33 protein-coding genes are annotated in these 23,386 nt (G+C 63.9%); all 33 read right to left on the reverse strand.

Annotated elements, in window-relative coordinates:
- Complete coding sequence (gene gpJ / locus E1B25_RS01525) at positions 1 to 3,330, reverse strand: TipJ family phage tail tip protein (RefSeq protein ID WP_132826910.1); 3,330 nt, start codon at positions 3,328 to 3,330, stop codon at positions 1 to 3.
- Positions 3,331 to 3,744 (reverse strand): C40 family peptidase, encoded by a 414-nt coding sequence (locus E1B25_RS01530; RefSeq protein WP_165937523.1) that lies wholly within the window; start codon positions 3,742 to 3,744, stop codon positions 3,331 to 3,333.
- Positions 3,741 to 4,256 carry a hypothetical protein gene (locus E1B25_RS01535; RefSeq protein ID WP_132826912.1) on the reverse strand — a complete coding sequence of 172 codons (516 nt, stop codon included), beginning with the start codon at positions 4,254 to 4,256 and terminating at the stop codon, positions 3,741 to 3,743. Before E1B25_RS01535 ends, E1B25_RS01530 begins: the two co-directional genes overlap by 4 nt.
- Positions 4,253 to 4,675, reverse strand: coding sequence for a hypothetical protein (locus E1B25_RS01540; RefSeq protein WP_132826913.1), 423 nt, complete (start codon positions 4,673 to 4,675; stop codon positions 4,253 to 4,255). Before E1B25_RS01540 ends, E1B25_RS01535 begins: the two co-directional genes overlap by 4 nt.
- Positions 4,672 to 7,245: a phage tail length tape measure family protein gene (locus E1B25_RS01545; protein WP_132826914.1), complete on the reverse strand. Its 2,574-nt coding sequence runs from the start codon at positions 7,243 to 7,245 to the stop codon at positions 4,672 to 4,674. The genes E1B25_RS01540 and E1B25_RS01545 overlap by 4 nt, the downstream gene beginning before the upstream one ends.
- A 1-nt stretch (position 7,246) precedes the next feature.
- Positions 7,247 to 7,531 carry a DUF1799 domain-containing protein gene (locus E1B25_RS01550; protein WP_245510577.1) on the reverse strand — a complete coding sequence of 95 codons (285 nt, stop codon included), beginning with the start codon at positions 7,529 to 7,531 and terminating at the stop codon, positions 7,247 to 7,249.
- Between the two features lie 62 nt (positions 7,532 to 7,593).
- The gene (locus E1B25_RS01555) at positions 7,594 to 7,923 is read right to left on the reverse strand and encodes a hypothetical protein (RefSeq protein ID WP_132826915.1); all 330 of its coding nucleotides are present in this window, start codon (positions 7,921 to 7,923) and stop codon (positions 7,594 to 7,596) included.
- Between the two features lie 11 nt (positions 7,924 to 7,934).
- Positions 7,935 to 8,870: a phage tail tube protein gene (locus E1B25_RS01560; protein ID WP_132826916.1), complete on the reverse strand. Its 936-nt coding sequence runs from the start codon at positions 8,868 to 8,870 to the stop codon at positions 7,935 to 7,937.
- A gap of 1 nt (position 8,871) precedes the next feature.
- Positions 8,872 to 9,012 (reverse strand): hypothetical protein, encoded by a 141-nt coding sequence (locus E1B25_RS22050; protein WP_165937524.1) that lies wholly within the window; start codon positions 9,010 to 9,012, stop codon positions 8,872 to 8,874.
- Positions 9,009 to 9,440, reverse strand: a complete 432-nt coding sequence (locus E1B25_RS01565) for a phage tail terminator protein (protein WP_132826917.1) — start codon at positions 9,438 to 9,440, stop codon at positions 9,009 to 9,011. Before E1B25_RS01565 ends, E1B25_RS22050 begins: the two co-directional genes overlap by 4 nt.
- Complete coding sequence (locus tag E1B25_RS01570; protein ID WP_132826918.1) at positions 9,440 to 9,868, reverse strand: gp436 family protein; 429 nt, start codon at positions 9,866 to 9,868, stop codon at positions 9,440 to 9,442. The genes E1B25_RS01565 and E1B25_RS01570 overlap by 1 nt, the downstream gene beginning before the upstream one ends.
- A 106-nt stretch (positions 9,869 to 9,974) precedes the next feature.
- Positions 9,975 to 10,364 carry a hypothetical protein gene (locus E1B25_RS01575; protein ID WP_132826919.1) on the reverse strand — a complete coding sequence of 130 codons (390 nt, stop codon included), beginning with the start codon at positions 10,362 to 10,364 and terminating at the stop codon, positions 9,975 to 9,977.
- A gap of 14 nt (positions 10,365 to 10,378) precedes the next feature.
- Positions 10,379 to 11,272 carry a Mu-like prophage major head subunit gpT family protein gene (locus E1B25_RS01580; protein WP_132826920.1) on the reverse strand — a complete coding sequence of 298 codons (894 nt, stop codon included), beginning with the start codon at positions 11,270 to 11,272 and terminating at the stop codon, positions 10,379 to 10,381.
- Between the two features lie 12 nt (positions 11,273 to 11,284).
- Positions 11,285 to 11,752, reverse strand: a complete 468-nt coding sequence (locus tag E1B25_RS01585) for a hypothetical protein (RefSeq protein WP_132826921.1) — start codon at positions 11,750 to 11,752, stop codon at positions 11,285 to 11,287.
- Entirely contained in the window at positions 11,752 to 12,819 is a 1,068-nt protein-coding gene (locus E1B25_RS01590) for a phage protease (RefSeq protein ID WP_132826922.1), read from the reverse strand. The genes E1B25_RS01585 and E1B25_RS01590 overlap by 1 nt, the downstream gene beginning before the upstream one ends.
- Before the next feature lie 102 nt (positions 12,820 to 12,921).
- Positions 12,922 to 13,416 (reverse strand): phage virion morphogenesis protein, encoded by a 495-nt coding sequence (locus E1B25_RS01595; protein WP_132826923.1) that lies wholly within the window; start codon positions 13,414 to 13,416, stop codon positions 12,922 to 12,924.
- A gap of 4 nt (positions 13,417 to 13,420) precedes the next feature.
- A complete protein-coding gene (locus tag E1B25_RS01600) occupies positions 13,421 to 14,572 on the reverse strand; it encodes a phage head morphogenesis protein (protein WP_132826924.1) in 1,152 nt (383 codons plus the stop codon).
- A complete protein-coding gene (locus tag E1B25_RS01605) occupies positions 14,565 to 16,208 on the reverse strand; it encodes a DUF935 domain-containing protein (RefSeq protein ID WP_132826925.1) in 1,644 nt (547 codons plus the stop codon). The genes E1B25_RS01600 and E1B25_RS01605 overlap by 8 nt, the downstream gene beginning before the upstream one ends.
- 9 nt (positions 16,209 to 16,217) lie before the next feature.
- Positions 16,218 to 16,472, reverse strand: coding sequence for a hypothetical protein (locus E1B25_RS01610; protein WP_132826926.1), 255 nt, complete (start codon positions 16,470 to 16,472; stop codon positions 16,218 to 16,220).
- Positions 16,472 to 18,148 carry a hypothetical protein gene (locus E1B25_RS01615; RefSeq protein WP_132826927.1) on the reverse strand — a complete coding sequence of 559 codons (1,677 nt, stop codon included), beginning with the start codon at positions 18,146 to 18,148 and terminating at the stop codon, positions 16,472 to 16,474. The genes E1B25_RS01610 and E1B25_RS01615 overlap by 1 nt, the downstream gene beginning before the upstream one ends.
- A gap of 1 nt (position 18,149) precedes the next feature.
- A complete protein-coding gene (locus E1B25_RS01620) occupies positions 18,150 to 18,446 on the reverse strand; it encodes a ubiquitination-like system serine protease family protein (RefSeq protein WP_132826928.1) in 297 nt (98 codons plus the stop codon).
- The gene (locus E1B25_RS01625; protein ID WP_132826929.1) at positions 18,443 to 18,640 is read right to left on the reverse strand and encodes a hypothetical protein; all 198 of its coding nucleotides are present in this window, start codon (positions 18,638 to 18,640) and stop codon (positions 18,443 to 18,445) included. The genes E1B25_RS01620 and E1B25_RS01625 overlap by 4 nt, the downstream gene beginning before the upstream one ends.
- On the reverse strand, positions 18,637 to 19,218 hold the full coding sequence (locus E1B25_RS01630) for a phage protein Gp27 family protein (protein ID WP_132826930.1): 582 nt from the start codon (positions 19,216 to 19,218) through the stop codon (positions 18,637 to 18,639). Before E1B25_RS01630 ends, E1B25_RS01625 begins: the two co-directional genes overlap by 4 nt.
- Before the next feature lie 3 nt (positions 19,219 to 19,221).
- A complete protein-coding gene (locus tag E1B25_RS01635) occupies positions 19,222 to 19,521 on the reverse strand; it encodes a VpaChn25_0724 family phage protein (RefSeq protein ID WP_132826931.1) in 300 nt (99 codons plus the stop codon).
- A complete protein-coding gene (locus tag E1B25_RS01640) occupies positions 19,518 to 19,859 on the reverse strand; it encodes a DUF2730 family protein (protein WP_132826932.1) in 342 nt (113 codons plus the stop codon). The genes E1B25_RS01635 and E1B25_RS01640 overlap by 4 nt, the downstream gene beginning before the upstream one ends.
- A gap of 14 nt (positions 19,860 to 19,873) precedes the next feature.
- Positions 19,874 to 20,290, reverse strand: a complete 417-nt coding sequence (locus E1B25_RS01645; protein WP_132826933.1) for a hypothetical protein — start codon at positions 20,288 to 20,290, stop codon at positions 19,874 to 19,876.
- Between the two features lies 1 nt (position 20,291).
- Entirely contained in the window at positions 20,292 to 21,212 is a 921-nt protein-coding gene (locus tag E1B25_RS01650; RefSeq protein ID WP_132826934.1) for a glycoside hydrolase family protein, read from the reverse strand.
- A 97-nt stretch (positions 21,213 to 21,309) separates the two neighbouring features.
- Positions 21,310 to 21,687 carry a helix-turn-helix domain-containing protein gene (locus E1B25_RS01655; RefSeq protein ID WP_132826935.1) on the reverse strand — a complete coding sequence of 126 codons (378 nt, stop codon included), beginning with the start codon at positions 21,685 to 21,687 and terminating at the stop codon, positions 21,310 to 21,312.
- Entirely contained in the window at positions 21,680 to 22,276 is a 597-nt protein-coding gene (locus E1B25_RS01660; RefSeq protein ID WP_132826936.1) for an MT-A70 family methyltransferase, read from the reverse strand. The genes E1B25_RS01655 and E1B25_RS01660 overlap by 8 nt, the downstream gene beginning before the upstream one ends.
- Positions 22,273 to 22,527, reverse strand: a complete 255-nt coding sequence (locus E1B25_RS01665; RefSeq protein ID WP_132826937.1) for a hypothetical protein — start codon at positions 22,525 to 22,527, stop codon at positions 22,273 to 22,275. The genes E1B25_RS01660 and E1B25_RS01665 overlap by 4 nt, the downstream gene beginning before the upstream one ends.
- Complete coding sequence (locus E1B25_RS01670; RefSeq protein ID WP_342635582.1) at positions 22,524 to 22,967, reverse strand: phage protein GemA/Gp16 family protein; 444 nt, start codon at positions 22,965 to 22,967, stop codon at positions 22,524 to 22,526. Before E1B25_RS01670 ends, E1B25_RS01665 begins: the two co-directional genes overlap by 4 nt.
- A complete protein-coding gene (locus E1B25_RS22055) occupies positions 22,964 to 23,125 on the reverse strand; it encodes a hypothetical protein (protein ID WP_165937525.1) in 162 nt (53 codons plus the stop codon). Before E1B25_RS22055 ends, E1B25_RS01670 begins: the two co-directional genes overlap by 4 nt.
- Positions 23,122 to 23,385 carry a hypothetical protein gene (locus E1B25_RS01675; RefSeq protein WP_165937526.1) on the reverse strand — a complete coding sequence of 88 codons (264 nt, stop codon included), beginning with the start codon at positions 23,383 to 23,385 and terminating at the stop codon, positions 23,122 to 23,124. Before E1B25_RS01675 ends, E1B25_RS22055 begins: the two co-directional genes overlap by 4 nt.
- Position 23,386 lies beyond the last annotated feature (1 nt).

Raw genomic sequence — 23,386 nt, forward strand, 5'->3', positions numbered from 1 at the left:
CTACCTGATCTGTACTGTTAGCGGGCCCGAAACGGGCCCCGGAACTGCGTCGCCATTCAGCGGCGCGAGGTAATAGTCGTATTCTCCCGCATCGACCGAGGCGGTGGTCTGGGCGAAGAGGGTGATGTCGGAAATCGCGGCATCGAAGCTCGAATCGGCGCGGAACGCCAGGGTGATGTTACCCGTCACCGCCTGGATAGCATCGGTGTGGAGCCCATCGGCCGAGGTGGCGACGCCAGAGCGATCAGAGCCGCCCAACAGCATCGGCGTGACGCTGCCCGCGACATATGAGGCGAGCACATATCCCACCCGATAGGTGGTGCCGGCATCGAATGCGATGGCCTGTGTCAGGTCACCTGCGGAGCCGGAGGCATGCAGGGCATTGCCCGTGACCAGCGCCCAATCGGTCCCTGCTGTCCAGGCTGAACTGTCGCCGAAATCCCCATTCAACAGGATGTTTTCGCGGGTGCCGTCGCCATCGATATGCTGCACCGTCGCCCCGGCGGAGACCGCGAACGGGTTGCCAGCCGCATGCAAAGCAGTGTTGAGCGTGTCGCCGCTCGGGACGCGGTACAGCTGGATCTCAGCGGGTGCATCACTCGCGCTGACCGCCACGGTGACAACTGCATGACCGAGGCTACCGGTGACAGTGATCGAGCCCGCATCGAGGGCCGCCGGGATCGGATCATCATTGCTGCCGACCGTGATCGACACGATGGCGGTATCGGCGCCAACAACATCGCCAACTGCGATCGCGCGGGCCTGCATCTCGATATCATCGCCAGAGACATAGTCCCCGATCGAGACAGAGGCCGAGGCCGCATCAGTGCTCACTGTCGTCCAGAGCGTGTCGCCAGCGAGGCGGTGATCGACCTCATATCCGCTCAGGATCGCGGCGGTGCCAGTGCCCGGAGCCAGCATCACTAGCACACCATCGGCATCTCCGGTCTCGGTCGTGCCGCTGGAGATCTTGCTGAACAGCGGCACTGCCGGCGTCAGCTCCTCGATCGTCGCCGCAGATCCGACGCGACCATCCCATTCCGGGGGCACCTCGGCATCGGTAAGCTCATCAATGATCGGGGCCGCTGCAACCATATGGACGATGTGGGTAAAGTCCTGACCGGGCTCGATCCCCTTGACGCGCAGCGCAAGGCTCTCGCTCGCCAGCGGCCCGAAGTGGACCAGAGCGTCCACCTCCGGAACCTCTCCAGTCCCGCTCAGCAGCAGCCCCGCGCCGCCCGAGAGAGGCACGGTGACGCTGCGCACGACCGAATGGCCTGTCGCATCCTCGTCATCATCAAAGGCGCGGAATCGGATGGCATAATCGACGCCCTCATCGGTCACCAATACCTCGTCCAGTACGATGTAATCGCCGCCGACTGATTTGACGCGTGCTGCCACCTGTGTGCGATCGAGTTGGTCATAGGAGCCCATCACCTGATCGCCGCGCGATGCCACGCGAATGGCCCCATCCTGCGTCGCCTGAATGGTGTCGGGGCGATGGATCAGCTCGTACATGCGCCGACGTGCCTCGATCCAGACCTCGTCGGGGCTGGTCTTGCCATTGAGGATCAGATCCTCGGTCAGCTCGATCGCGCCGGTGTGGCCTGGCCATGGCACGATCCGCTCGGCCTCCTCGTACTCGCGGGTCTCGTCCAGGAACGCCACCCGGAAGGCGTCGGGCGGGTCGAAATACGTGCGGGACCATGAGAATTCGCGGCTGTTGCGTGGCGAGAGATGATCCACCACCAGATCAGTCGGTCGGTCGATCACGACGCCCCAGCGGATACCAGAATGGTGCGGTGAGGCCCGGCCGGCGCTGCTGATCTTGCTGAGCGCAGTGCCGAGCGTTTCATCCTGCTCGTGGATCGCGTTATATTCCATCCCCTTGGCCGCGCAGAACGCGTAGAAATCGGCGACCTGATCGAGGTCGACCGAGGCATCGGCAACCGGGAAGGCATTGGCCGGGCCTTGCAGTGCGTAGAGATAGGCGGAGGCGGGGTTAGACGTCGGGGCATCCGTCCAGGCCTCGCCGTCCCATGTCGGCGCATAACGCGTCACCATGGCGTTCAGATCATCCAGCTGCCCATTGAGCTGATAGGTGGCGCGGATGCGGACCGACAGCAGCGCCATCGGCTTATCGATAGCAATCGGGTATTCGGGGCGCAGGGACTGCAGCGCCGCCCAGATGCTGGTGGTTTGCCAGCCAGAGGCGCGGCTTTCGGCCGTCATCCGGGTGACCTCGATTTCATACTGCCCGCGAGTCGGAAGTTCCCAAGTGTACTGGCGGAAGAAGGCAGCTTTCTTCGAGGCGCGGACAGTGAGCGTCGTCACCTCTGACCAGCTCACAGCCCCAACCAGGCGCTGGCGAATTCTGACCTCAACGGTCAGGGTCACATCGCGGCCCTTATTGTCGATCGCGAACAGGCCGCCGGGGAACTGGATGATGGCGCTGGCCGAGGCTGTATCGGGCGCGGTGCGCCGGATAACCGGGGTTTCCTCGGGATCGCCTGAGTAGATAGGATCACCGTTGTCGTCACGCGGATAGGGGCGCACAAGCTCGGTGCTGACTGCATCCTCCAGCACCTGCCGCGGATAGAGGCTGAGCGGGAGGTCAGTATCGACGCCCTCGCGTACCTCCATCGTGACGTCGTCATAGTCCTCTATCGAGGTGTCCCCGATGCGGATATCCTCGATCCGCAGGCGACCATATCCGAACAGGAATGCGGCGCGGATGTACTGCTCATCGCCGACGATCTCGGTATAGGAACGGGCGGCGAACGGCGGGGCATAGCGGATCTCGCCCAGCACCATCGGCACGCGGCCGTTCTGGCGCAGGGTATTGCGCAGACCTGACAGCTGATAGGAGGTTTCAGACTCCGGCTCGTCCGGCGCCGGGATCAGCGCGCTGGCGAGCAGCCCCCCCACCACGCTCAGCCCGGTGACCAGCCCGACGGTCAATGCCTTGGCTCCGAGGCTACCAGCAGCGAGGCCCATCTTACCGATCAGCTGACCGGCCCAGAATTGCCCCAGCGCCATTGCCGCGATTGCTACCACGATCGTCAGCACCTGGCCCATATTGTCCCCGGTCGGAACTAGCCGCAATACCACATGGGTCGTGGGCTTGGGGCGAACACAGTGCCAGATCTCCGGCGCCACCGGAGCCGCGCCCTTGGTGGTGACAAGCAGCACGCGGATCGCGCTGGCCGGCGCACCCGGCAGTGCGATCTCGACAATTTGTGCGATGCTCAGTCCCTCGGGCAATTCAAGGGTCTGGCGGGCCGCGCCGGGATCCGGAAGCGGGGATGTGAGAAGCACTGGAACGGCCATTCAAGCGCCCCTCAAATACATATTGATGTGGCGATAAATGCCGATGCGGCGCGTGATCCAGCGGGGCTGGAGGGGCTCGACCAAGGCCGCGCCACCGGCATGGACATGCAGCATCCGGCGCGCATCCAGCGCGATCCCGACATGCGCCGCGCGGCCACCGGTGCGAAACTCGAACAGGTCGAACGGGCGCGCAGATGGTACCTGCCGCCAGTGCTGGCGCTCCTTTGCGCCATAAAGCAGGGCGTCGACCTCATCGATTTCTTCGGCACTGGCATAGGCCCCAGCATAGGAGGGCAGGACGATCCCGAGTTCCTGAGCATAGACCACGCAGGCCAGCCCCCAGCAGTCGACGCCAGCGCGGCTGCGGCCATGGTCAGCGTAAGGGGTGCCGACATATCTGGACGCCCAGCTCACAGGAACAGCCCCGGAAAGCGATCTCGCGTCATCCGATCGCTCGGACAGCTTTCATCCTCGATCGGCTCGCGACTGATCGACAGCGAAATCTCGGAGGCATCACCCTCGGCGGCGATCAGGCGCATATCGCGGAACTCGGCTTCGATCAGATCAGGGCTGTCGGAGAAGACCACGGCCATATGGACCGTCGCGCGGCTGGTGACCGAGCGCAGAAGGGCGGCGATATCGTTGTCGACGTTTTCCAACACGAGTGTCGCCGCCGCCGGTGCATCCTCCTGGTCGCCGGGGATCTCGGCCGAGGCGAGAACAAACAGGAACGGCTCGCTCAGCGGGTCGGCCCCCATCCAGCTCGAGCGCGTGCCATACATCAGCGGATCTGTTGAGAGCCGCTCGGTCGGGTCTGTTGAGAGCCGCACGGGCGTGGCCAGTGCCTCGTGCTCGATCATCAGCAGCGCGACCTCGACCTTGTCGGTATTCGGCGCCATGCGGGCGTTCAGTGCGACGCGGCTCATGGCATCACCGTCACGCTGAACGCGACCCGGAACCGGATGCCCTGGGGCGCGGTGACCGGGGTGCTGTCGCCCATCAGGCAGAGCCACTGCTTTGAGACCAGCAGCGGGCGGCCATCCGGCAGCAGGACCGGCGTGCCATCCGGGCTCAGCAGTGGCCAGCCATCGGACGTTGGCGCGGGCATCCAGAACGGCAGCGTGCCCTCGCTCAGATCATCGATCCAGAAGCGTTCAAAATCACCCAACCCCGCGCGGGGGATATCAATCACCATGGCAACCTTACGGGCGACACTGGACCAGCGCCGCCGCCAGCCCGGCGGGCCGGACTCGCCGCCCTTGGAGAGACGCGCCTCAAGACGCTGTTCGCTATAGCCGTCGCGCAATGGGCGGGGCAGCGAGCTGGGCCATACCGCGACCGTCATCGTCGTGCCGCCTTGGGCCGCACGCCCATCGAGGCGAGTTGCCGGCGCGCGCCGCCACCCGGGGTGCGCATGGCATCGCCGACCATATCGGCCATCGTGAGTTTGAAGGTGCGCCGGCCCTGGGCGTCTGTGCTTTCTTCAACATCCGCCCCGACCTGAGCGGAGGAATTGTTATTGATCTGGATCACCGGGCGGCTGTCCACATTCTGGGATGCGGCCCCAGACTGCCCGGCATAGGACATCGGCGGCGGGACCGCGATGCCACCCCCCACCGCACCTCCCGTCGCCAGTGCCTGGATCGGGCTGCCCGAGACCATCGACTCGAGCAAGGATCTGTTGCGCGAGGTGGCGCGGGCATTGACGATATAATCCCCCGACTGGGCGCGCATCAGCACATCGTCCGAGGTGCCGCTGCCGGGGCCGGTGATCAGCCCGGCGGCTGCGGTGCGATTGGCATTGATCACATCAAGCAGCGGCATGTGTTTGCGGGCCACATCGCGCGGCACCCGGAACTCGCCCGAGGAGACCGCGACAACCTGATCGCCCGGCACTGATCCGCCCTCGGCCAGGCCAATGGCATCGGCAGCGAGACCGATCAACCCACCGCTCTCACCGGTGCCAAACAGACTCGCCAGGGGGCCGGTCCCCAGCAGCGTTGCTTGCAGCGCCGCGCGGGCGATCGAGGATGCGACCATGTCCCACATGTCCGACATGCTGCCGCCGCTTGAGATCAGCGTTTCGAGCGCATCAAACGAAGTGTCTGTGAAGAATTGCCGCTCCGCCCCCGCTGCCGCCACCGAGGTCTTTTCCTGCTCGTTGGCGATGATCAGCTGCTCGATCTGGCGGCGCTCGGCATCGGTGGCCTCGGCCAGCACCTTGCGGTGATCGATCAGCGCCAGTTGGACCGGGTCGGTCTCTTGCAGGATGGCGTTTTCGCGCTCCAACTCGGCGATCAGATCCGCAACCGCATCGCGCTCACGGCTGCTGCCAGCGCTGCTTTTTGTCTTCGATCTCGGATTGGACGGCATGGTGACCGGCGGGAGGTCGGCCTCCTGATAGACGTAATCGGTTTTGCCCGCGCCGGTGGACTCGCCCCTTGGGTCGCCGAAATCCGGGTTCTTGTGGATATTGCTCAGCATCGACTTGCCACGCGCGGTTGCCAGATTGACCGTCAGGCGATGCGCCTCATCAGCGGCAAGGCTGATATTGCCAGCCATGTCGACAGATGCGATGCCATTGGTCGCATCCCAGGCGGCCATGAGCTCGTCCTTCATGTCCTTTGAGACGTCGAGAGCATCGACGGCCTCGGACTGCACCCGGCGTTCAGCGGTTAGGCGCGCTTCGGCGGCCTGCACGCTGTCCTCACCATACGCGGCAATGGTGGCCTGAATGGTGGATTGCTCCCGAAGGCTGGTGAGCATCTCTTGCGCGGCGCTGTATTCGTCCAGGCGAACGCCAACGTACTTTTGCGCCGAGGCCACGATACCACCCCAGATCTCGGCCTCTTCCTTGCCGAAGATGCTGACCGACTTGCTGGTTTCCTCGACTGTGACTCCCATCAGGATCATGTCGCGGATCACGGCAGCCAGACCGTTGTAGAACTCTTTCTGCGAGCCGTTGAGCTGATCAATTCCGCCGGCAGTTTCCAGCAGCTGATCGCGCAGATCGAGCGCAGCCTGCAGCTTTTTGGCCGGCTCCTCGCTGGCGCTCAGGATCTCGAGGTTCTGGGCAAACTCCGCCCCGGCCGCGCGGGCCGAGCTTTTGATGCTGTTCAGCCCGAGGAAGTCCTGCGCCGCCGATTGGCTGGAGCGATCATCATAGAAGCTCAGATCCAGCACCAAGCCGCGCACGCTGTCTGCCACCTGATCAATGGACTGATAGGCGTCGATCTTGCCCAGGGCAGCCATATCCGCCAACACGGCGCGCAGCACCGGATCGGCGGTCCCGAACTCGCCCACCATTCCAGAAAACGACAGGCGCGCTGCATCAGACTTGGTCTGGAACGCGTCAATCGCCTCGCCAGCCGCATCGATGGCATCCCCCAGTTCGAGCGCCTTTTCCTTGCTACCGGTCAGCCACTGCAGGATCGCCGCCCCGGCCGCGATGCCGCCGATCGTGATCATATTGATCGGGCTCAGCATGCTGACGAATGCGGTCTTGAGGGCATTCGCCGCACCGGCAGCACCCATGGGACCGATCACCTGGGTGACCTGCGTACCCTGTTGCAGCGCGAGTTGCAGCGGGTTCTGACCGGCGGCCAGCATCATCCCGATGTCGTTGAACTGGGCCACGAGGTTGCCGGTTGCGGCGGCTGCCCCTCGGTGACTGACCCCCATGGCCGTGGCCGTCTGGGCCGCGCTGCGCTGCGCAACGGACATCTGATTGAGATTTGCATCCGCAACACTGGCGGCGCTGCCGATCGCCTTCACGCCGCCCGCCGCCTTGCGCCCTTTGCGGTCAAGCTGATCGGCCGCCGCGCCGGTTTCCTTCACTGCCGCGCCGACTTTGCGCACCTCGGCGGCAGCGACATCGCCATCAGCAGTGAGGAGCAGCGAAATCTGAAAGCTCATTTTAACCCTCGTTCAACGCGGTGCGCGCGGCTATTTCAATGGCCTGCATGTCGCGCCAAATGCGCGGCGTGGTCTCAATTCCGGCCCGGTTCAGCGCTACTTCGACCCCGGTGTAATCCAACCCGACGGCGCGCATCCGGCCCTCTCCCATCGCGATGAAGCGCCATTGGGTGCCGGCGGCGAGGAAGGCGCGCAGGGCGGGCAGATGCTCGGCCCAGATGCCGTCCGATGCCGCGGTGTCCTGGGGCTCGATCTCCAGCCCCCAAAGGGCGGCATCGGCCTCCAACTCGCTCGATCTGTTTTGTGTTGGGCCGAGCGTGCCCGTGGCCCATGCACGCCCGGCCCATGTCAGTTTCCCGGGCGAAGCTGATTGACGGCATCGGAGTAGCTGCGCAGCATCGCCAGCCGCACGTAGCTGCGCGACAGCATCTGATCGAGCAGCTGCGGGGAATAGGGGATGGGTTTTCCCCCTTCGCCCGCGATGTCATCAAGCTCCAGCGTCGCGGTACGCAGGAAGTCCTTCATCCCCTCCGAGCGCATCACGTCATAGGTGCCTGCGGTCTCTTCATCGATAACGCGAAAGCGGGCCCGGAAGCTGGCCTCCACATGGCCGTCATCAGAGGGCACCGCGACCTTGACCGTGCGCCAGAATTCAGGGGTCTCAACTACATTGAACATCTGCGTCTCCGTCAGGTCAGGGTCAGAGTGAACTGGTCATTGCCGCTGGCATAAAGCGGCACCATCCGCAGCGGCCATTCCGTGATGTTCTGGGCATTCTCCAGCCCCTGCGGCCGCTGCATCTGCGCGGCCGGCATATTAAGGGTGGCGATGCGCCCCGCAGCCGTGCCGTGCACCAGCGTGACATCCATGGCGGTCTGCGCGGCGGAGAGCGCAAATGGATTGAAGCTGGTCAGCGGCTGAGCCTCGACCGTGGTCTGGATCGCCTCGGCGCGATCGGTGATCAGCACGCGCTCGACCCCGACCAGGAAGCGTTTTTCGACCTGGTTGCCCAAGGCAAGAGAGAACGATCGCATGACCATGGCGACGCTGTTGATCGTGAAGGTCGGCGTGTTGGCGCTGGTGGCGACATCCGGCTTCTTGAAGCCGCTCAGCGTGGCGGTCGGCCGGGTGTCCTCGGAGGGCTGCACGAAGAGCCCGGTGAACTCGAAGTTCAGGTAGGGGATGCCCTGTGCGGTAACCTCAATCGTGCAGGTGCCCATCGCCCCGATCATAGCATATAGGGTGTTGCCGATATAGGTGTAAAAGGTGATCGACTCGTGCCCATCCGAGACCGGATTGTAGGTGACCGATGTCGACGCCGAGATCGTCTCGGCCATGGCGCAGGCGCGCAGCAGCGCGCCCCAACCCGGCACAGTCCCCGCCGCGCCCGATGGCTCGAGCTCGACCTTGAAGCTCAGCATCGCGTGCAGCTCGGTCGGGATCGTGCCCTGGGCCCCCATGAAGGGCGTTTCCAACTCCCGCGAAACGTCATTGCCCTCCATCGGCTTAAGGTTCACGTCGGTGGCAAGGATCGCGTCGGCCCCGCCGGGGCTGGCGTCGGTGCCATAGGTGGTCTCGATCTTGGCAACGAGGATCTTCTTGCGCCAGAAAATTGGTGCGGCCATGTCAGCGTTCCTTCTCGGGTGCGACAGCCGGCTTTACCGGCGCGGGGGCGGCAGGTGCCTGCTTGTTCAGCTTGCCCTTGGTGTCGACGGTATAGCTGCCCCCCGATTGGGGCAGCTGGTGAGGGGTCTTCTTGGTGCTCATGAGGCAATCCTCAGCTGGTCCTGGATGGAGAAATCGATCTGGTAGGCGAGACGTCCGCCCTGAACGCCGATCAGCGCGCCGCGCGACAGGCCAAACACGCCGACCGTATTGCCCGGGGCCCAGCCGGCGATCGCGTCGATCACCTGGGCAATCAGCGGGCGCAGCCGGTCGAGCGCGCGCTCAGCCTGAGGGTCGGTGGCCTGCAGAAACAGCACCACGCCGATGCTCTCGGCATAGCTCTGGACGAACATCCCGGAGGAGGCCTCTGCGCGCCCGCCCTGCAAGCCCAGCGGCAGGACAAAGGCGGCGGGCATGTTATGGGGGCCGCGCCCGCCCTTCATCATTGCGGCGAAGGCGGCAGCGCCCTCGACCTTGCCGGTCAGATCTGCGACCTGCGTATCAAGGCGGGTGATGACGTTCTCCATCATCAAATGAAGCCCTTGAGATTGGTTTCGGTCATCGGGCGTTCCCGATCGGTGACCCGTGCGCCGCCGCCACCGGTGCCCTCGGGCTCGACGCCCGCAACCGGCAGACGGATGGTGCCCGAGGCGATGCCTTCAAGGGACCTTACAGCGGCCTTGTAATCGGCCTCGATCTTGGGGTTCGGCTCATAGACGTGCAGCTTCCAGATCGCGATCATCTGCGCCAGATCAGCAATCAGCGGCGGCGTCTCGGCCAGCGGCAGCACATAGCGCCCGGATATATAGCCATCGATCATCGCATCCGTATCGGCCAGCGCCCGGTCAACCGTGGCGGTGACCACCGCGCCCGTGGGGGTCGCGGCGCGATCGGTCAGATCGATCAGCAGCGACTCGCCGTAACGGTCCGTCAGATCTGATTGCGAGGTATAGGTCACGCGGATGGCTCCGAAATGGGGTGGTCATGATCCCGGCGGCGATACGCACCGCCGCCGGGCAGGCCCTGTATCCAGAGCAAAAGCGGCCAGGGAGGAGGAGGGCCGCTTATTCGATCGAGCCGTCCACCGCGATCATCGCGACGATCAGCTTGGGCTCGGAGCTGAGCGCCTGTTGTTCGGCCTCGCTCAGATCCTCGAGAGGGATGTCGACCGGCTCCGGCCCGAAAGTGCGCCCGGCACGACGGAAGCCGCCTTTGGGGCCGATCACCCGCATGATCTGGTCCGGGATTGGCAGATCCGGGAGTGGCGTGGGCTGGGGGGCAGCGCCCGCTGCCCCGGATTGGCCGGCATCAGATGCCGCGGTGTCCTGGGCGGCCTCGGCGGCCTCCTGCACACGCTGGGCCAGTGTCTCGTCGCCGATATTGGCGGCGAACTTGACTTCCAGCGCATGTGCGCGGGTTTCGAGCTCGATGCGGGCTTCGCTCTTCTCAGCCATTGCTCAGCCCTCCTTTACGCGAGCCAGGGCACGACGAGCAGCTCGGCGGTGCCTTTCCACTCGTTGGTCTCGCCACCCGAGGCGTATTCGGAGTTGAGCAGCTTGCGAGCGGCGCTTTCCAGCGTGGGCGGCACCACCAGCAGATTGGGCGTCAGCCCCAGCGGGCGGCCATGATCCCCCTTCATGCCGGACAAGGCTGCGCGCGCGGTGCCGTAATTGGTGGTATCCAGCGTTTGCTTGGAGCCATATGCGAACTGCCAGAAGCCAAAGCCAGCATTATACCGAGCATCGACGCCGTACTCGAATTCCTTGTTTCGAAATACGTTGGTCGTCGTCAGATCATCCATCGCGACGAATTCGTCATCTTTGCGGATCTGGAAGATGATCGGCTTCAGCGCGCGGGTGACGTCAAGCAGGAACCAGGGTGTGCCCGAACCACCATTTGTGTTGGCGACCGAGGTCACAGCGCCGTCTTCATCGAGAACTGGATGATCGGTATCGAAGAAATACTGGTCGTCATAGCAGGGGGTGGTGAAGCCATTCTTGAGCATACTGAATGCCAAAATGTCCTTGTTCGCCGCCGTCGACCGCCCCATTTCACTGAACATCGGCGAATAAATACCAAGATTGTCGGTCTCGATATCGTCACGATTGACGCCAATGGTCAGTTCCCACGGCTCTTCCTTGATCGCATAATCAGACTGCGACAGGTTCTGCACGGCACGAGGTCCAATCCACTTGCGCATGTTCGGAACTTGCCCCAACCATCCATATTTTTGCTCCTTTTGGGTCGCAGTGATTATGGTCGCAATGCGATCATACTGCGAAGGGTGCTGGCTGACCCCGTTCTGAAAGGCGGTGGAAAAGCCGGTACGCAGCGCGGCGAGGTTATTGGCGTTGATCAGCATGTCGATCTCTCCTTATGCGCTAGCGAGCACGAATGCGGCATCGGCGACAGCGCGGGCTTGGGTCACGGCCTCATCGACACGGACCCAGACACCCAGGGTGTCCACATCCTCGATAATGCCAGCGGGGGAACGGGTGCCGGTGCCATCGGTCTTTGCGACCGTCTGGTCATCCACCGCGAAACACGTGTCGCCGATCTCGGCGATGGTGATCTCGTCGGTGCTGGTCGAATTGGCGAAGCGATAGACGCCCGGGCGATAGCTCGCGCTCAGATCACCGGCGGAGCCCGACGCATTGTCGACGCGTTCCTCGGCGCGGCCAACACCCACCAGCCCGGTGGCGGTCTGGCCCTTGACCAGATAGCCGGCGGCATTACGCATCACCAGCGAGCCGGCATAGACCAGCGTCGAGGCTGCAACGAGGCCTGTCAGGACGTCGCCGTCACGGCGGGGCGTGTTGCGGTCAGCGGAAAGTGTAGTCATCAGATTGCCTCCTTTTTACGCTCGGCCTTCAGCGTGGCGGCGTAGCTTTCGGTATCGATGCCCAGCAGCCGTGCAGCCTGAATGTGCTCGGACTGCAGCGCGATCTCGCCATCATTGCGCGGCGGGGTGGGCAGCGCGCCACTGGGGCCGAGGATCGGCATCGCGTTAATCAGCGTTTCGGTATCGGCGGGCTTTTCCATGTGCATGGCGATATAGCGATCACGCACCGGCTTAATGCCAACCCGGCCAGCCTCGATCGCCGCGTCCACGAAACTGGTCGCGCGCTCGGATGCGATATCGCTGCGCAGCGCATTGAACTGCGTAGTGACGCTCGACAGCTCGGTCTGGAGCGCGATGATCGTCTGATCCCCACCGCTCCCGCCAGCTGCGGCCTTGGTTGCGGCAGCCAGAACGGCGGCGGCATCACTTTCGGCCTCGAGACCCAGCGCGATGCCAACCTGGCTGAATTGCGATTGCAGGGCGGTGGACATGTCTTCGTCGCCCCCCGTGTTCAGGGCCTCGATAGCCTCGACGATCTGATCGTCGGTGGCATCCGCGCCCAGGCCGAGCAATTCGGCCAGTCGTTCCGAAAGGAGCATTTCGGTCTCCATGTTGAGCGCAGTCAGACCGCGCAGGTTGGGTTCGTTGGTGAGAGATACGTTCAGGATCGCGAGGATCCGGCCCTGACGGTCATGCTTGAACGCGGGGGAGATCCCCCAGTAGGCGCGATCTGCCATCAGGGCGCGGCCGCTTTCGGTCCAGTCGATCTGGGCCCAGATGCCGTCGGCACGCTCTTCCATTGCCGTGACATAGCCGCGTGCGGGGGCATCGCCGCCCTTTACACCGGCTGTGAAGGTCGAGTGGTTCACGTCGACGATCACACGCGACTTGCGTCCCATGCTGGCTGCGATCAGCTCATTGGCGCCGGAATAGCTGTAGGGGCCGTCGCCACGATGGGTTTCAATGCGGCCGGCTTTCGGCAGCACATGCACCCACTGCGGCACCTCGCCCCCCTCTTGGGGGAGCGCGATTGCATTCATCAAGGCGATATTGGAGTGTTTGACCATGGTGCGATCATCGCCACCTGGGCAGATCCAAAACACCGGCAACGGGTTGCGGGGGTGTGATCTATCCGGTCGGGGGCAGGATGACGCGGCGCGGCGCTTGGGTCAATGCGCGCTGTCGGTTCCGCCTAAAAGCCAGCTCTGGATTGTTTCGGTGATGGCGATCTGGTCATCATCTGAAAGCCCGAGGAACGGGCGCGCGGGGATATTGCCCCAAGGGATCGGGCTGTCGTTCGCCATTGATCCGAACGCCCCTTTATCCGCGCCCAGCTGCTGCACGGCCGAATAGATCAGCGACGATCCCAGCTCCACGCTATGCGCGCCGGCAACATAGTGGATCTCTGAGGACAGGCGACCGGAGGGGCCGAATAGGGGGCGCAGATCCACCTTATCCTTGCGCGCCTCGTAGGCCTCGATCGTCGTTTGCGACTTGGGGGCCCATGTCGCTCCATCGGGCGATACACCATCTTTGAACCGCTGCTTTGTCGACTCGGTCAGTAGTTCGCCGAGATCCTGCATTACCGGGGTCATATCCGTCAGCCGCGTCGCGAGCTGCTCGAGCATCCCGGAGATGTCATCGTTAAGACCGATCTTGATCATCAGATCACTCCCCTTTGCCCAGCAGCCCGGCCAGCGCCTGATCGCGGTTCGCCTCAGCCCGACTCATGCGCCTGACGTCAGTGACGACGATGCCCTCACCACGCCGTGCGGCTTTGACCACAAGAACTGTGCCGGACTCGCCCGGGATATCCTGAACAAAGATCAGGCTGCGCGGGCTATCCTGCGCCCGCAGCGCCGCCCGCCCCACCGCCTGCTGCGCCAGCGCATAATCCGCAGCGGTCAGGTCCGGATATGCGCGCAACTGCTTTTGCGCGGTCTCAGCGGTGAGATCCGCGACCAGGCGCGGACTGCCGATCGCCTTGGCATCCTCGGGCGTCAATCGCAGCAGCGGCCAAATGCCGTTGGGTGACTGGAACCAGTCCCAGAAGCTGCCCTGGGCAATCCAGTTCTGGATCAGGTCGATCGAGGGGCGCTCGGGGAGCGTATCGAGTTTGTCGCGCAGAGAGAGGATCGTATCGGTTGCGGACGAACCAGGGGAATAGTCCCAGCCCTTGCCGATGCCCTTGGGCGCGCTGGTCTTCGGATCGAGCTGTTCCCAGCCCGGCTGCAACTCCAGAGATGGATCGCCGCCGACCCGCTTTGCGCCCTCGATCGAGCGTGCCCCGATGACGTAGCAGCTGCAGCCCCAGCCATTAGGGGGGAAGTGGGTATCCCAGAACGGATGATCGGCCGGCAGGATCAGACCATCCCAAGCCAGGTGATGCAGGCGAGGATGTGCGGAGCCGCCGTGGCGGTAAACGTAATACTTGAACCCACCCTCGCGCAGCTGCGCCAGCCGCCCGGCTGAATAGGTGGTGGCGGCATTGGTGCGATAGATCACGCGGGTGCGCCATGCCTCGCCAGCCTTGGTGCCCTCGCCGGTCCAGTTGTACCAGCCATTCTTCTCGACGATCGAGCGGAAGTCGCGGCGGAACTCTTCCAGGCTGCGCCCCTCTGCGATGCTCTTGTCGACGGCCTGCGCCAGATCCGCGAGCAGATCGGCCTTCGTCGCCCCGGCCACCATGAAGGCGCGGTCATGCGCGTTGTGGCGAATGTCGTCCCAGGCAGTGGTGGGCACAAGTTCGCCAAGCCGCAGCCGATAGGCCGCGACCTGTTCGGCGAAGGGGCGGCGGAACGTGGCGACGACGTCAGCCACTTTCCTGCTCCACCGCCGCGCGGCCACCAAGATCGGCGGCAGTCAGCGCCTGGGCCATCACTTGCACCAGGTCATCGGCATCGAGATCCGGGAAGCCTGCGAGCAGCATTTCGCGGAACTCTTCGATCGAGCGGGCCGCGCCCATCATCGCCTCGATCTGTCCCAGCATCGCCTCCATGTGCGGCGCGGCCTCTTTCGCCAGCCGATCGGATAAAAGCTCCTCCGGGGCTTCGGACGCTGAGCGGCCCGCTGAGGCACCTTCCGCCGCGAGAGCGGTCAGCGGTCCCGCGCGGCCCGAGAGGGTATTAAATGGGTATTTAACGGCGCTCTGGAGAGAGATATCGCCGGTTCCGGGCGGTGCAACTTGCGGCTTCGGGTCGGATTGGGGCGACGGCCCGAGGATTTCGTCACCATCGTCGGGTGCGGACAGGCCGAACTTTGCGCGGATCTCGGATTGGCGCACGCGAAGGCCGCGCTCCACCAATGGGGCCAGCGCCGTGGAGAAGGCGGCGAGGTCCTCCTCGTCCGGCCGGGCGATCACGAGACGCGGATAGACCTTCTGCGGACCGTATTCGAGCTGAACCCATGGCCGGATCAGATCCCGGTTCAGAATGGCCGCGAGCTTGATGCAGTCGGCGCGCTCGATATCCTCCTGCACCTCGCGGTGTTCCTTGCCGGACCCCAGACCGCCGGTGACGGCATCGGTGGTCGCGGTCTGGCCTAGCACTGCTTTGGAGATCTGCTTGTCGAGCCAGTCGGAGCGCTCGAGGTAGAGCTGGTGCGCCGCCCCGATGTTGCCGCCCTCGATAAAATCGATCGTCATCGACTCGGGGATGATCGCCGCGCAATCGCCGGCGATGTTGGAGACCGCCCGGAACAGCGTGTCGCGATCGGCCTCGCTGGCCCCGGCGCCGAATTTACCGACCCGCAGCGGCTGGCCATAGGTCTGGGTGAAGATCGCCCAGTCGCGCTGGGTGTAGGCCTTGAACATCCAGCCCCAGCTGGCGACCCGGGCGAGACCGGAGCGCGCGACCAGGCCGGACTTCGCTTTCATCGCCGCGAAGATGAACTTGAACCCATCGAGCGGGCGCTCCTGACCGTTTTCATCGATCAGCAGCGGGGTGGCCAGATTATGGCGCTCGAACCGGAACCAGCGCGGGTCGCGCCATTCCAGCCGCGACGGCATCCACTGCCCCTCGGAGCGCTCCCAGATGATCTCGGTGAAGGAGTACCCCTTGCCCAAGGCGTCGAGGATGTCGAAGATCTCGTCGGCCAGCTCGTCGCGATCGAGCCAGTTGCGCACCATCTCGGCCATATTCTCATCCGCCGGGGACTCGCCCCCGGGCTTTACGGTGATCTCGATCTGGCTGACCGAGCGTTTCCGGGTGCCGATGACCCCAAGGTAATGCGGATCGCGTTCCTCGATCGTCTCGGCCAGCTCCAGATAGCGCAGCGGATCACCAAGATCAGCCTCGCGCAGGATCGCGGCCAGCCGCAGCGGGTTCAGCCCATCCGCCGGATATCCCGAGATCGGGGAGCGCACCCCGCCGATGGTGGGGGCGGCAACCTCCTGCGTGAGCTGCATGCGCTGAACCGGGTTGCCGAAGCGGTCGAGCAGTTTCGGTTTATTGGCCATTGAAGGTTCCTATTTGGTCTCGTTACCGGGCAGGCCGGTGGCCATCGCAGCATCCCATCCGTCATTGTGACCGATGATGTACTGGCGGTCGGAATGCATCCGTTCGATTTCCATCGCCTGCTCTTTCAGCTTTTTGCTCACCTGATCGAGAATGTGCGCGTGGAGGCCCATCGCTGCCAGCCCCTCACGTATCTTGTGCAGATCTTGGCACATGACATGCACTGCGGCATCCTTTGGGATATTCAGTTTCACAGTGTCAGCCATCAGACGAAGCCCCGCATCCCGGCCCCGAGCGGCGGCGTCCACCAGCCGCGCCCATCCTCGTGATCCGGATCGTTGAACGCATCAACGGCACCGTCGCGCGCCTCGCCCAGCCCGCGATAGCCGTACTCGGTGTAATCCTGACGGCTGGCGAAATACCCCAGCGCGCAGGCGATGGCGCTGTCGGCGTGACGGTCAAACCCGTCCGATCCCTTGAACCGGAAATCACGCGGCACCCGGATGATGCCATCGACGAACTGCAGCGCCTGGTGATCGGCCAAGACATCGGCATGCGCCGGCAGCAGCACCGTCTTGTCGCCAAAAGCCTCGATATAGGCCGGCATCTCGCGCGCATACCATTCGCGGCTGAAAGCCACTTCGATGATCCGCTCGCCATAGCGCTGCGCGGCCTTCTCGGCGAGATAGGCCCCGTTGCCGGTCTTATCCATCGCGCCCTTGGCAAAGCGCGGGATCATATCGCAGACGTAAAACAAGATATCGCGCTGCTGATCAAAGGGGATGTTGCGCAGCTCCACGACCAGCTTGGCTCGGCGTACCAGATCCGCGCTCTGCTCAAAAATGACGATGTCGGTGACGTCACCCGATCGGGCAAAGTCTTCGCCCATGAAGTGCTGAAGGTTTTCATCCAGTGCTTTCAACACCGGTTTCAGGTGGGTTTCACACCACTGTAATGCCTTGGCCTTGCGGGTCTCGTCCGGGGCGTTCTTGAAGTCATCGCCCTGCGACCAGCGATGCAGCGGGATGTTCTGCCCCATGCAGGCCTCGATCTGCACGCGGGTCAGTGCCGCGCCTTCCATCTCGGCCGGGATCGCGTCGAGTTCCTGACGCATCGCCGCGGTGCGCGCGCCGTAGGAGCCTCGGATATTGGCTTCCCACGCGTCCTGCGCCTCTTGGCTCCATGGCGTGCCCTTCATCAGGCAGACGCGCCGGAACAGCCCGTTCTGCACCGCCAGGGCAAATGGCATGTGATGGACGTGGAACGGGTTCTTGCCCGCATGGGCCTCGCGGATCAGCTCGTTGAACGGGTTCAGGTGGCCGTTGTGTGTGGAGATTACCCGTACCTTGCCGCCCCAGATCAGCAGGGCGTTCACGGCGTCGATCACCTCGCGCACGTCCCGGTGGAATGCCGCCTCGTCGATCACGACCACGCCCTGAAGGCCCCGGATATTTGCCGGGTTCGACGACAGCGCCTCAACCCGAAACCCACTGGCGAAGCTGCAGCGATAGGCGCTGATGTCCTTCGAGGTGCCGTCGGCGCGCTCATCCTTGAAGATGAACTCCTCGATCTTGACCAGCTCACCGGCGATTACCTTGGCGAAATGCGCCACGTAGCCGATGAACTCGCGGCCCTTGTCTTTGGTGTCGCCGATATAGAACACGTTGGAGCCGTCTGCCTTGCGGTTGCTGGCAGCGATGATCGTGTCATCCAGCGCCTCGGCGAAGGTAATGCCGGTGCGTCGCCCCTTCTCCGCGATCTTGAGCTCGCTCTTGTCCTCCAGCCACTCTTTCTGATGCGCCATAAGGATGCCCTCAGACAGCGGGTTCAGATCCTCGGGGATCTCCGCACCGCGCGGCAGCTCCTGCGGCAGGTCATCGGGCGATCGCGTCAGGATCGGCGTGGTCGGGGCGGTATTGGCGATGGGCTGGGTGCTGGTCATCTCAGCACGCCTGCCAATAGCCATCGATCAGCCAGCCATGCCAGCCGCAGTCGATCCGATTCACCGAAGGGCTCAGCGTCGGATCATTGAGCGATCCGTTCCAGTTCCAGCTCGGGCTCTCAGCAGGCTTGTGGCGGATGCCCACGGGGATACGCACGGGTGTGCCGCAGCCGCAGGGGCAATAGAACCACAACGCCGCCGCCTCTTCGCTACCTTGTGTGAGGTCGAAGAACGTCGATCCCGGCAGCCGCTCCTGGCGGAACCTCTGCGCATCGCGATAGCGGATGGCGCGGATCATGTGCGCGCCTCCCGGACTCGGAACAGGTAAGGCTTCTCCTGCCACCACGCCAATGTGCAGATGATGCCATGATGATCGAACCGCTCACGCCGCCCGAACAGCAATGCCGCGAGAATGGGGCGCAGTGCCCCCTTGCGCCAGTTCAGATCGCCGACCAGAACCTTGGTGCCATTTGCCATACCGGACTCGCTCATACCTCCAGCCCCAGAACCTTGCGGCGCATGAAGTCCGCCTGATCCTCGGACAGGCCGGCCTCGGAGATCGCGCCGGTCATCCGGTCTGACATTTCGGCCTCGGCCTCCTGGCGGGCCTCGAGCGCGACGCGTTTGCGTTCTTCGACCATCAGCTTCTCGCGGATGCCGGAGCTGGACATCACGTCCTTCAGCATCTTGCCGAGGAAGTGCAGCTCGCGCGGGTCGATCTCGCCGCCATCCTTCAGCATCTGCGACTGCATGACCTTGAAGGCCAGCGTGGTGATCATTTGGAACAGCACGTTGTGGCGCTGCGCCTCTTCCTCCAGCCCGTTGTCATTCATCCACGACGCGGCCCATGCACTGGCCTCGTCCTGGAACTTTACGAACTCGGCATATTCCTGGCCGAAGGCATGGATCGCGCTCTTGCCGATGCGCAGCTCGAGCCCTTCCTCTTCCAGACGGAAATTCAGCGCCTCGGACAACTCGACGTAGTCCGCAAAGCCGCGAACCTTCAGCTCTTCCTGAAGCCAAGACTTCAGCTCGGGCGGCAGCAGATCAACCTTGCGTGGCGGCGGCATCTCTCAGCGCCTCGCACTGGGGCGCTGGATTTCCGGGTGCATCGCCCGGCCGCGCGCGATCTCCACACCGCTTTGGGTCGCCTCGACCACGACGAAACCGTCATTGTCCTGGTTGGTGACAAAGCCGTTGTCCGCGAGCCAGACCACCTCGGTCACAACCTGGGATCGGCTGGATGTCACGCCCACCCCATCCAGCACATCGGTCAGAATGGAGGCATTCGAGGTGTAATCCGTACAGCCTTCCAGATGGCGCAGGATCGCCAGCCGACGATGTTTGCGAAGGGTGTCACTATAGCCGCTCATTTCGAGGCTCCGTTTAGGAGGTGATCTTCATGGCGCGAGACGATCTGCTCGAGCCGCTCCATCACCTTGTTGTTGCCGGTCATCACGGCCTGCATCGTGTTCAGCGCGCCGGTCTGGCGCTCGATCGCCAGCTGCAGCTCGTGGAGGTGTTCCTTGTTCGGCATCGCGCCCAAGGTTTGCTCGACCGCTGACAGTCTCGAATCGAGCGTTTCCATTCTTTTGCGGCCAGCCCGAAACAGCTCATCAACAGCGCTGCGCCGGGTGCGATACCAGGTGAACGCGATGGCCAGGACCGAGACGATCAACGGCAGGGTGACTGTGGTATCCAGATCAAACATCCCGGTCCGGCCTCTCAGCGCGCCGAGGTCTGGATATCGCCTGTGTCAGCGATCTCGGCGCCGATCTCCGGGGCATCAACGCCGACCCATGGCATGGCGCTCAACGCATCTTGCAGCTTCGCCTGCGCCATGTCTGCCAGATCCATTTCGGAAAGGCCGAACCGTTTGATTGCATCCGGTGCGCCGCGCTGTACGGCGTGGCTGACGGCAGCCGCGATTGCCTGCTTGTTGGTCACACCCTTGGACAGCGCTGCCGTGATCCCCGTCATCAGCGCAGAGTGCAGCGTCTCGCGGTGGCGGGCTTCGATCTCGATCCCCCAGCGCTCTTTGGCGACGCCAGTCAGGCGGATCAGCAGCACCCCAAGCAGGGCGGACACCACCTGCAGCACGACAGGCATCAGCGGGGCCAGTAGATCGGAAAACGCGTTCATCTCAGAAACTCCTCAGGAAGGTTGCCAGCCCGGGCATGCGGGTCTGGATTTTGGCGGCGATGGCGTCGCGATAGGAATAGGCGAGCCAGGCAAGTCGCAGCGCGCCCAGAATGCCAACGCCGGTGCTGGTCCACTCGACAGCCGGCAGGCTGGAGATCACGTCGCCCAGAACATCGGTCTGCACCCCGGCCGCGCTGCCCGTGGCGGTGGCCGTCACGGCGGCGGCGGTGACGGTCTTCGCGCTGGCGTCGATGCGGCGTTGCAGGGTTGAGAGCGTCGCCTTGCCGATGATGCCATCGGCGGTCAGGTCGTGATCGCTCTGAAACACGATCACCGCTGATTTCTCGACGCCACGGGTGTCGCTTCCGGGCTCATAGCCCAGCTTGGAAAACGCGGCGCGGATTTCCTCGATCTCGCGGGGCTGGACCGGCAGAACGACCTTCGCGAGCCCGCGCGCTGGGTTGAGGCCGGGATCGCCCTCATAGACACCGTAGCGGATCAGGTTGCATTCCTCGGCGCGGCGACGCGTCAGGCCGGGCAGCACCCGGCCGCCCCCCTTCACCCAAAGCATGATCTTGGACCGCATGCCGGGCCAGTCCTTGTCGCGCCAGCGCGCGACCCAGCTCGCCTTGGTGATCGCGCCGGTGTTCCAGTGGAAGCTGACGCCGCCGTCCATCTCGTGTTGGTTGGCGCCCGGCATCGCTTTGGCGACGGCTGGCTCGTAATTGCGGGAGAGTGCGGTTGCGGTCAGCGCGCGGGACTGATCGAGGGTGATGGTCATGCCCGACTTGGGGGTGATGACACCCGAGGCTGCGGTGAGCCCCGGACCGATCGTCCAGATCCCGACTGGATCGCGATAGGCCTTGAGCACCACCCCTTCGTGGCGCTCAAGAAATGCGATGCCTTTTGTGCTGGTGTTCATGCTGGCCCCGGAGATGAGAGGGGCCGTATTTGCCCCATGGCTTCAGGACCATTGTCGGGCGTCGCGCGTGTTCAAAACACACGCAAGGTCTTGTGGGTCAGTCGAGCGGAAGGTTGGGCTGGCGGGGATCTGGCTGCGCTATGGCCGATTGTCCGGCCAGATATTTGCGCACGGTCACATCCGTGGTGTGCAGTTTGCGCGCGATTTCTGCCACGGGCAAGCCTTTTGCCTTCAGCACCCGCGCAATCCATGGTTTTGCCGTCGGGATCCTGCTTGGCAGCTCATCCGCCACCCGTGCCAGCGCCTCGGCCTTATCCTGCCCCACGACCTGCACCAGGCGCGAGCGGCCCTTCGGGGATTTGGCGATATAAAGTTCGGCCCCGCCCAGTTCGAGCAGGAAGGCAAGCGCGCCGTCCTGCCCAAGCACGCGAACATAGGGCGCGATATGCGCGGGCGGCCGCACCAGTTCAGTCATCGAACTTCTCGCTTTCGTTGCCCCAGACGTCGTGCCCCTCCCACGCCTCACGGGCGAAGAGCTCGCAGGCATGGGCCCGGGGCAGCAGCTGCTCGGTGACCTGGCGCATTTCGGGGGGCTTGCGGGAATGCTCGCGCCGGATCGACTCGATCCCGTCCGGGATCTCCTCGGGCGAGAGGATCACGTTTCGCACCGAGCGCGAGGCGATCTGCGGCGCGCCGATCTTGCCGACGAGATATGGCTCGGTCGAAGAGCGCAGCACATAACCTGTTCCGAAGGCGGACTTGCCGGTCTTCGTGACCTTGTGCCAGGACCCGCCGGTGACATAGGAAAATCCCCACGCCTGCATCACCTCCAGCGCCTGCCGCAGATGCGGCCAGGTGGACCAGAGAAACAGGTAGCAGTCGGGCCCAGCCAGCTGCGACACCGGCAGGGCCTTGATATCGTCCAGATCCATGGTCTGGTAATGCGCCTCAGGGCTTTTCGCGAGGCCATTGTCGGACCGCATGGCATAGGCCCATGCCGGATCGGCGATGATGCGCCCGTATTTCATCGGGGTGAGGCTGCCGAAGGGCCACGGGGTGATCATTGCTGATCCCCCGTGAATTTGCTGCGGCCGGTCTTACGCTCTGGCTGACTATGTTGGACCACCGTCACCACCCGGCCAGCCTCGATCCGATAGACGAAGCCGCCAGAGACAGCGCCATTGGCCCCCATCTCGATCGCCAGATCTACCTTGCGGCCAATCTGGGACCGCAGCGCATCGATATCGACGCCCTTCACGCGCTCGAGATAACGAACGACGGCGTGATCGGTGATATGGTGGCGCGGCTTCTTCATTGATCCAGCTCGATCTGTTCGCGTGCGCACCAGCCCTTCAGCGCCTCGACCACGTCGCGGATCTGCGACCATTCGGTCATCGTGTCGATATCGACCGGCACGTACCCCCATGCCTTCTCAAACTGCTTGCGAATGAAAGCATTGAGCCCAGCCGCTCCGGGCTGGCGTACCGTCCCATTCTCATGCAGCAACCGCCACATCACATGGCAGAACCGGATGTCGGCGCGCGGGGCTTTCTTGCGGCCTTTACCGCCCCGTGAAGTCGCGTTGAACCCGCTTTCCTTCAGGCGGTTGATCACCAGCGTCAACTCAACCTCGCTCATCTCCGACAGGCTCTCTTTGCCGGTCGCGGCAAGCTGAAGATCGTGGCGCGCATCGGCATCGAGCCCCAGCTCCCGGCAGCCGGCGAAGATCTTGCGCTGGAGGGTCCGGGCGATCATGACATCACCCACACAATGGATGCGCCGCCGAATATCAGGCTGATCGCGAGCATCATCTTGGTTTGGCACGCCGGCGCGCCTTGCCCGATGCCGGCACCGCTGACGATCGCGAACAGGATCGCGATCGTCAGCATGATGATGCCAACAAAGGTGCTCATGCCATCATCCCCATGATGCGCCGCTCAATGCGATCCTTGCGTATCTGGGCGGTGCTGAGCGCGATGCCAAGACTGCGGGCGATCGCGGGCAGATCATCCAGACGCGCATCCAACAGAGCGGCATCTGCGGCCTCAGACCAGATCATCTGGCCCCCGCGCCCAAGCACCGCGCTGACGCCACCAGAGACCGGCCTGTCGTCGCGTTCCAGCAATCGCTCGATGCCGACTGGACGGGACCGCGCATCATCGATCTGGATCATG

This window comes from Antarcticimicrobium sediminis (genome assembly GCF_004348975.1).
GTDB classification, from domain to species: Bacteria; Pseudomonadota; Alphaproteobacteria; order Rhodobacterales; family Rhodobacteraceae; genus Antarcticimicrobium; species Antarcticimicrobium sediminis.

Excerpts from the sequence above, each read along its gene's own strand:
- E1B25_RS01665 (WP_132826937.1), bottom strand. The coding sequence starts at position 22,527 with ATGAAGAAGCCGCGCCACCATATCACCGATCACGCCGTCGTTCGTTAT.
- E1B25_RS01540 (WP_132826913.1), bottom strand. The coding sequence starts at position 4,675 with ATGACGGTCGCGGTATGGCCCAGCTCGCTGCCCCGCCCATTGCGCGAC.
- E1B25_RS01535 (WP_132826912.1), bottom strand. The coding sequence starts at position 4,256 with ATGAGCCGCGTCGCACTGAACGCCCGCATGGCGCCGAATACCGACAAG.
- E1B25_RS01655 (WP_132826935.1), bottom strand. The coding sequence starts at position 21,687 with ATGACTGAACTGGTGCGGCCGCCCGCGCATATCGCGCCCTATGTTCGC.
- E1B25_RS01645 (WP_132826933.1), bottom strand. The coding sequence starts at position 20,290 with ATGAACGCGTTTTCCGATCTACTGGCCCCGCTGATGCCTGTCGTGCTG.
- E1B25_RS01560 (WP_132826916.1), bottom strand. The coding sequence starts at position 8,870 with ATGGCCGCACCAATTTTCTGGCGCAAGAAGATCCTCGTTGCCAAGATC.
- E1B25_RS01545 (WP_132826914.1), bottom strand. The coding sequence starts at position 7,245 with ATGAGCTTTCAGATTTCGCTGCTCCTCACTGCTGATGGCGATGTCGCT.
- E1B25_RS01630 (WP_132826930.1), bottom strand. The coding sequence starts at position 19,218 with ATGCCGCCGCCACGCAAGGTTGATCTGCTGCCGCCCGAGCTGAAGTCT.
- E1B25_RS01585 (WP_132826921.1), bottom strand. The coding sequence starts at position 11,752 with ATGACTACACTTTCCGCTGACCGCAACACGCCCCGCCGTGACGGCGAC.
- E1B25_RS01640 (WP_132826932.1), bottom strand. The coding sequence starts at position 19,859 with ATGTTTGATCTGGATACCACAGTCACCCTGCCGTTGATCGTCTCGGTC.
- E1B25_RS01610 (WP_132826926.1), bottom strand. The coding sequence starts at position 16,472 with ATGGCTGACACTGTGAAACTGAATATCCCAAAGGATGCCGCAGTGCAT.
- E1B25_RS01580 (WP_132826920.1), bottom strand. The coding sequence starts at position 11,272 with ATGCTGATCAACGCCAATAACCTCGCCGCGCTGCGTACCGGCTTTTCC.
- E1B25_RS01590 (WP_132826922.1), bottom strand. The coding sequence starts at position 12,819 with ATGGTCAAACACTCCAATATCGCCTTGATGAATGCAATCGCGCTCCCC.
- E1B25_RS01650 (WP_132826934.1), bottom strand. The coding sequence starts at position 21,212 with ATGAACACCAGCACAAAAGGCATCGCATTTCTTGAGCGCCACGAAGGG.
- E1B25_RS01635 (WP_132826931.1), bottom strand. The coding sequence starts at position 19,521 with ATGAGCGGCTATAGTGACACCCTTCGCAAACATCGTCGGCTGGCGATC.
- E1B25_RS01575 (WP_132826919.1), bottom strand. The coding sequence starts at position 10,364 with ATGGCTGAGAAGAGCGAAGCCCGCATCGAGCTCGAAACCCGCGCACAT.
- gpJ (WP_132826910.1), bottom strand. The coding sequence starts at position 3,330 with ATGGCCGTTCCAGTGCTTCTCACATCCCCGCTTCCGGATCCCGGCGCG.
- E1B25_RS01620 (WP_132826928.1), bottom strand. The coding sequence starts at position 18,446 with ATGATCCGCGCCATCCGCTATCGCGATGCGCAGAGGTTCCGCCAGGAG.
- E1B25_RS01660 (WP_132826936.1), bottom strand. The coding sequence starts at position 22,276 with ATGATCACCCCGTGGCCCTTCGGCAGCCTCACCCCGATGAAATACGGG.
- E1B25_RS22055 (WP_165937525.1), bottom strand. The coding sequence starts at position 23,125 with ATGAGCACCTTTGTTGGCATCATCATGCTGACGATCGCGATCCTGTTC.
- E1B25_RS01625 (WP_132826929.1), bottom strand. The coding sequence starts at position 18,640 with ATGAGCGAGTCCGGTATGGCAAATGGCACCAAGGTTCTGGTCGGCGAT.
- E1B25_RS22050 (WP_165937524.1), bottom strand. The coding sequence starts at position 9,012 with ATGAGCACCAAGAAGACCCCTCACCAGCTGCCCCAATCGGGGGGCAGC.
- E1B25_RS01565 (WP_132826917.1), bottom strand. The coding sequence starts at position 9,440 with ATGATGGAGAACGTCATCACCCGCCTTGATACGCAGGTCGCAGATCTG.
- E1B25_RS01605 (WP_132826925.1), bottom strand. The coding sequence starts at position 16,208 with ATGGCCAATAAACCGAAACTGCTCGACCGCTTCGGCAACCCGGTTCAG.
- E1B25_RS01615 (WP_132826927.1), bottom strand. The coding sequence starts at position 18,148 with ATGACCAGCACCCAGCCCATCGCCAATACCGCCCCGACCACGCCGATC.
- E1B25_RS01555 (WP_132826915.1), bottom strand. The coding sequence starts at position 7,923 with ATGTTCAATGTAGTTGAGACCCCTGAATTCTGGCGCACGGTCAAGGTC.
- E1B25_RS01675 (WP_165937526.1), bottom strand. The coding sequence starts at position 23,385 with ATGATCCAGATCGATGATGCGCGGTCCCGTCCAGTCGGCATCGAGCGA.
- E1B25_RS01595 (WP_132826923.1), bottom strand. The coding sequence starts at position 13,416 with ATGATCAAGATCGGTCTTAACGATGACATCTCCGGGATGCTCGAGCAG.
- E1B25_RS01670 (WP_342635582.1), bottom strand. The coding sequence starts at position 22,967 with ATGATCGCCCGGACCCTCCAGCGCAAGATCTTCGCCGGCTGCCGGGAG.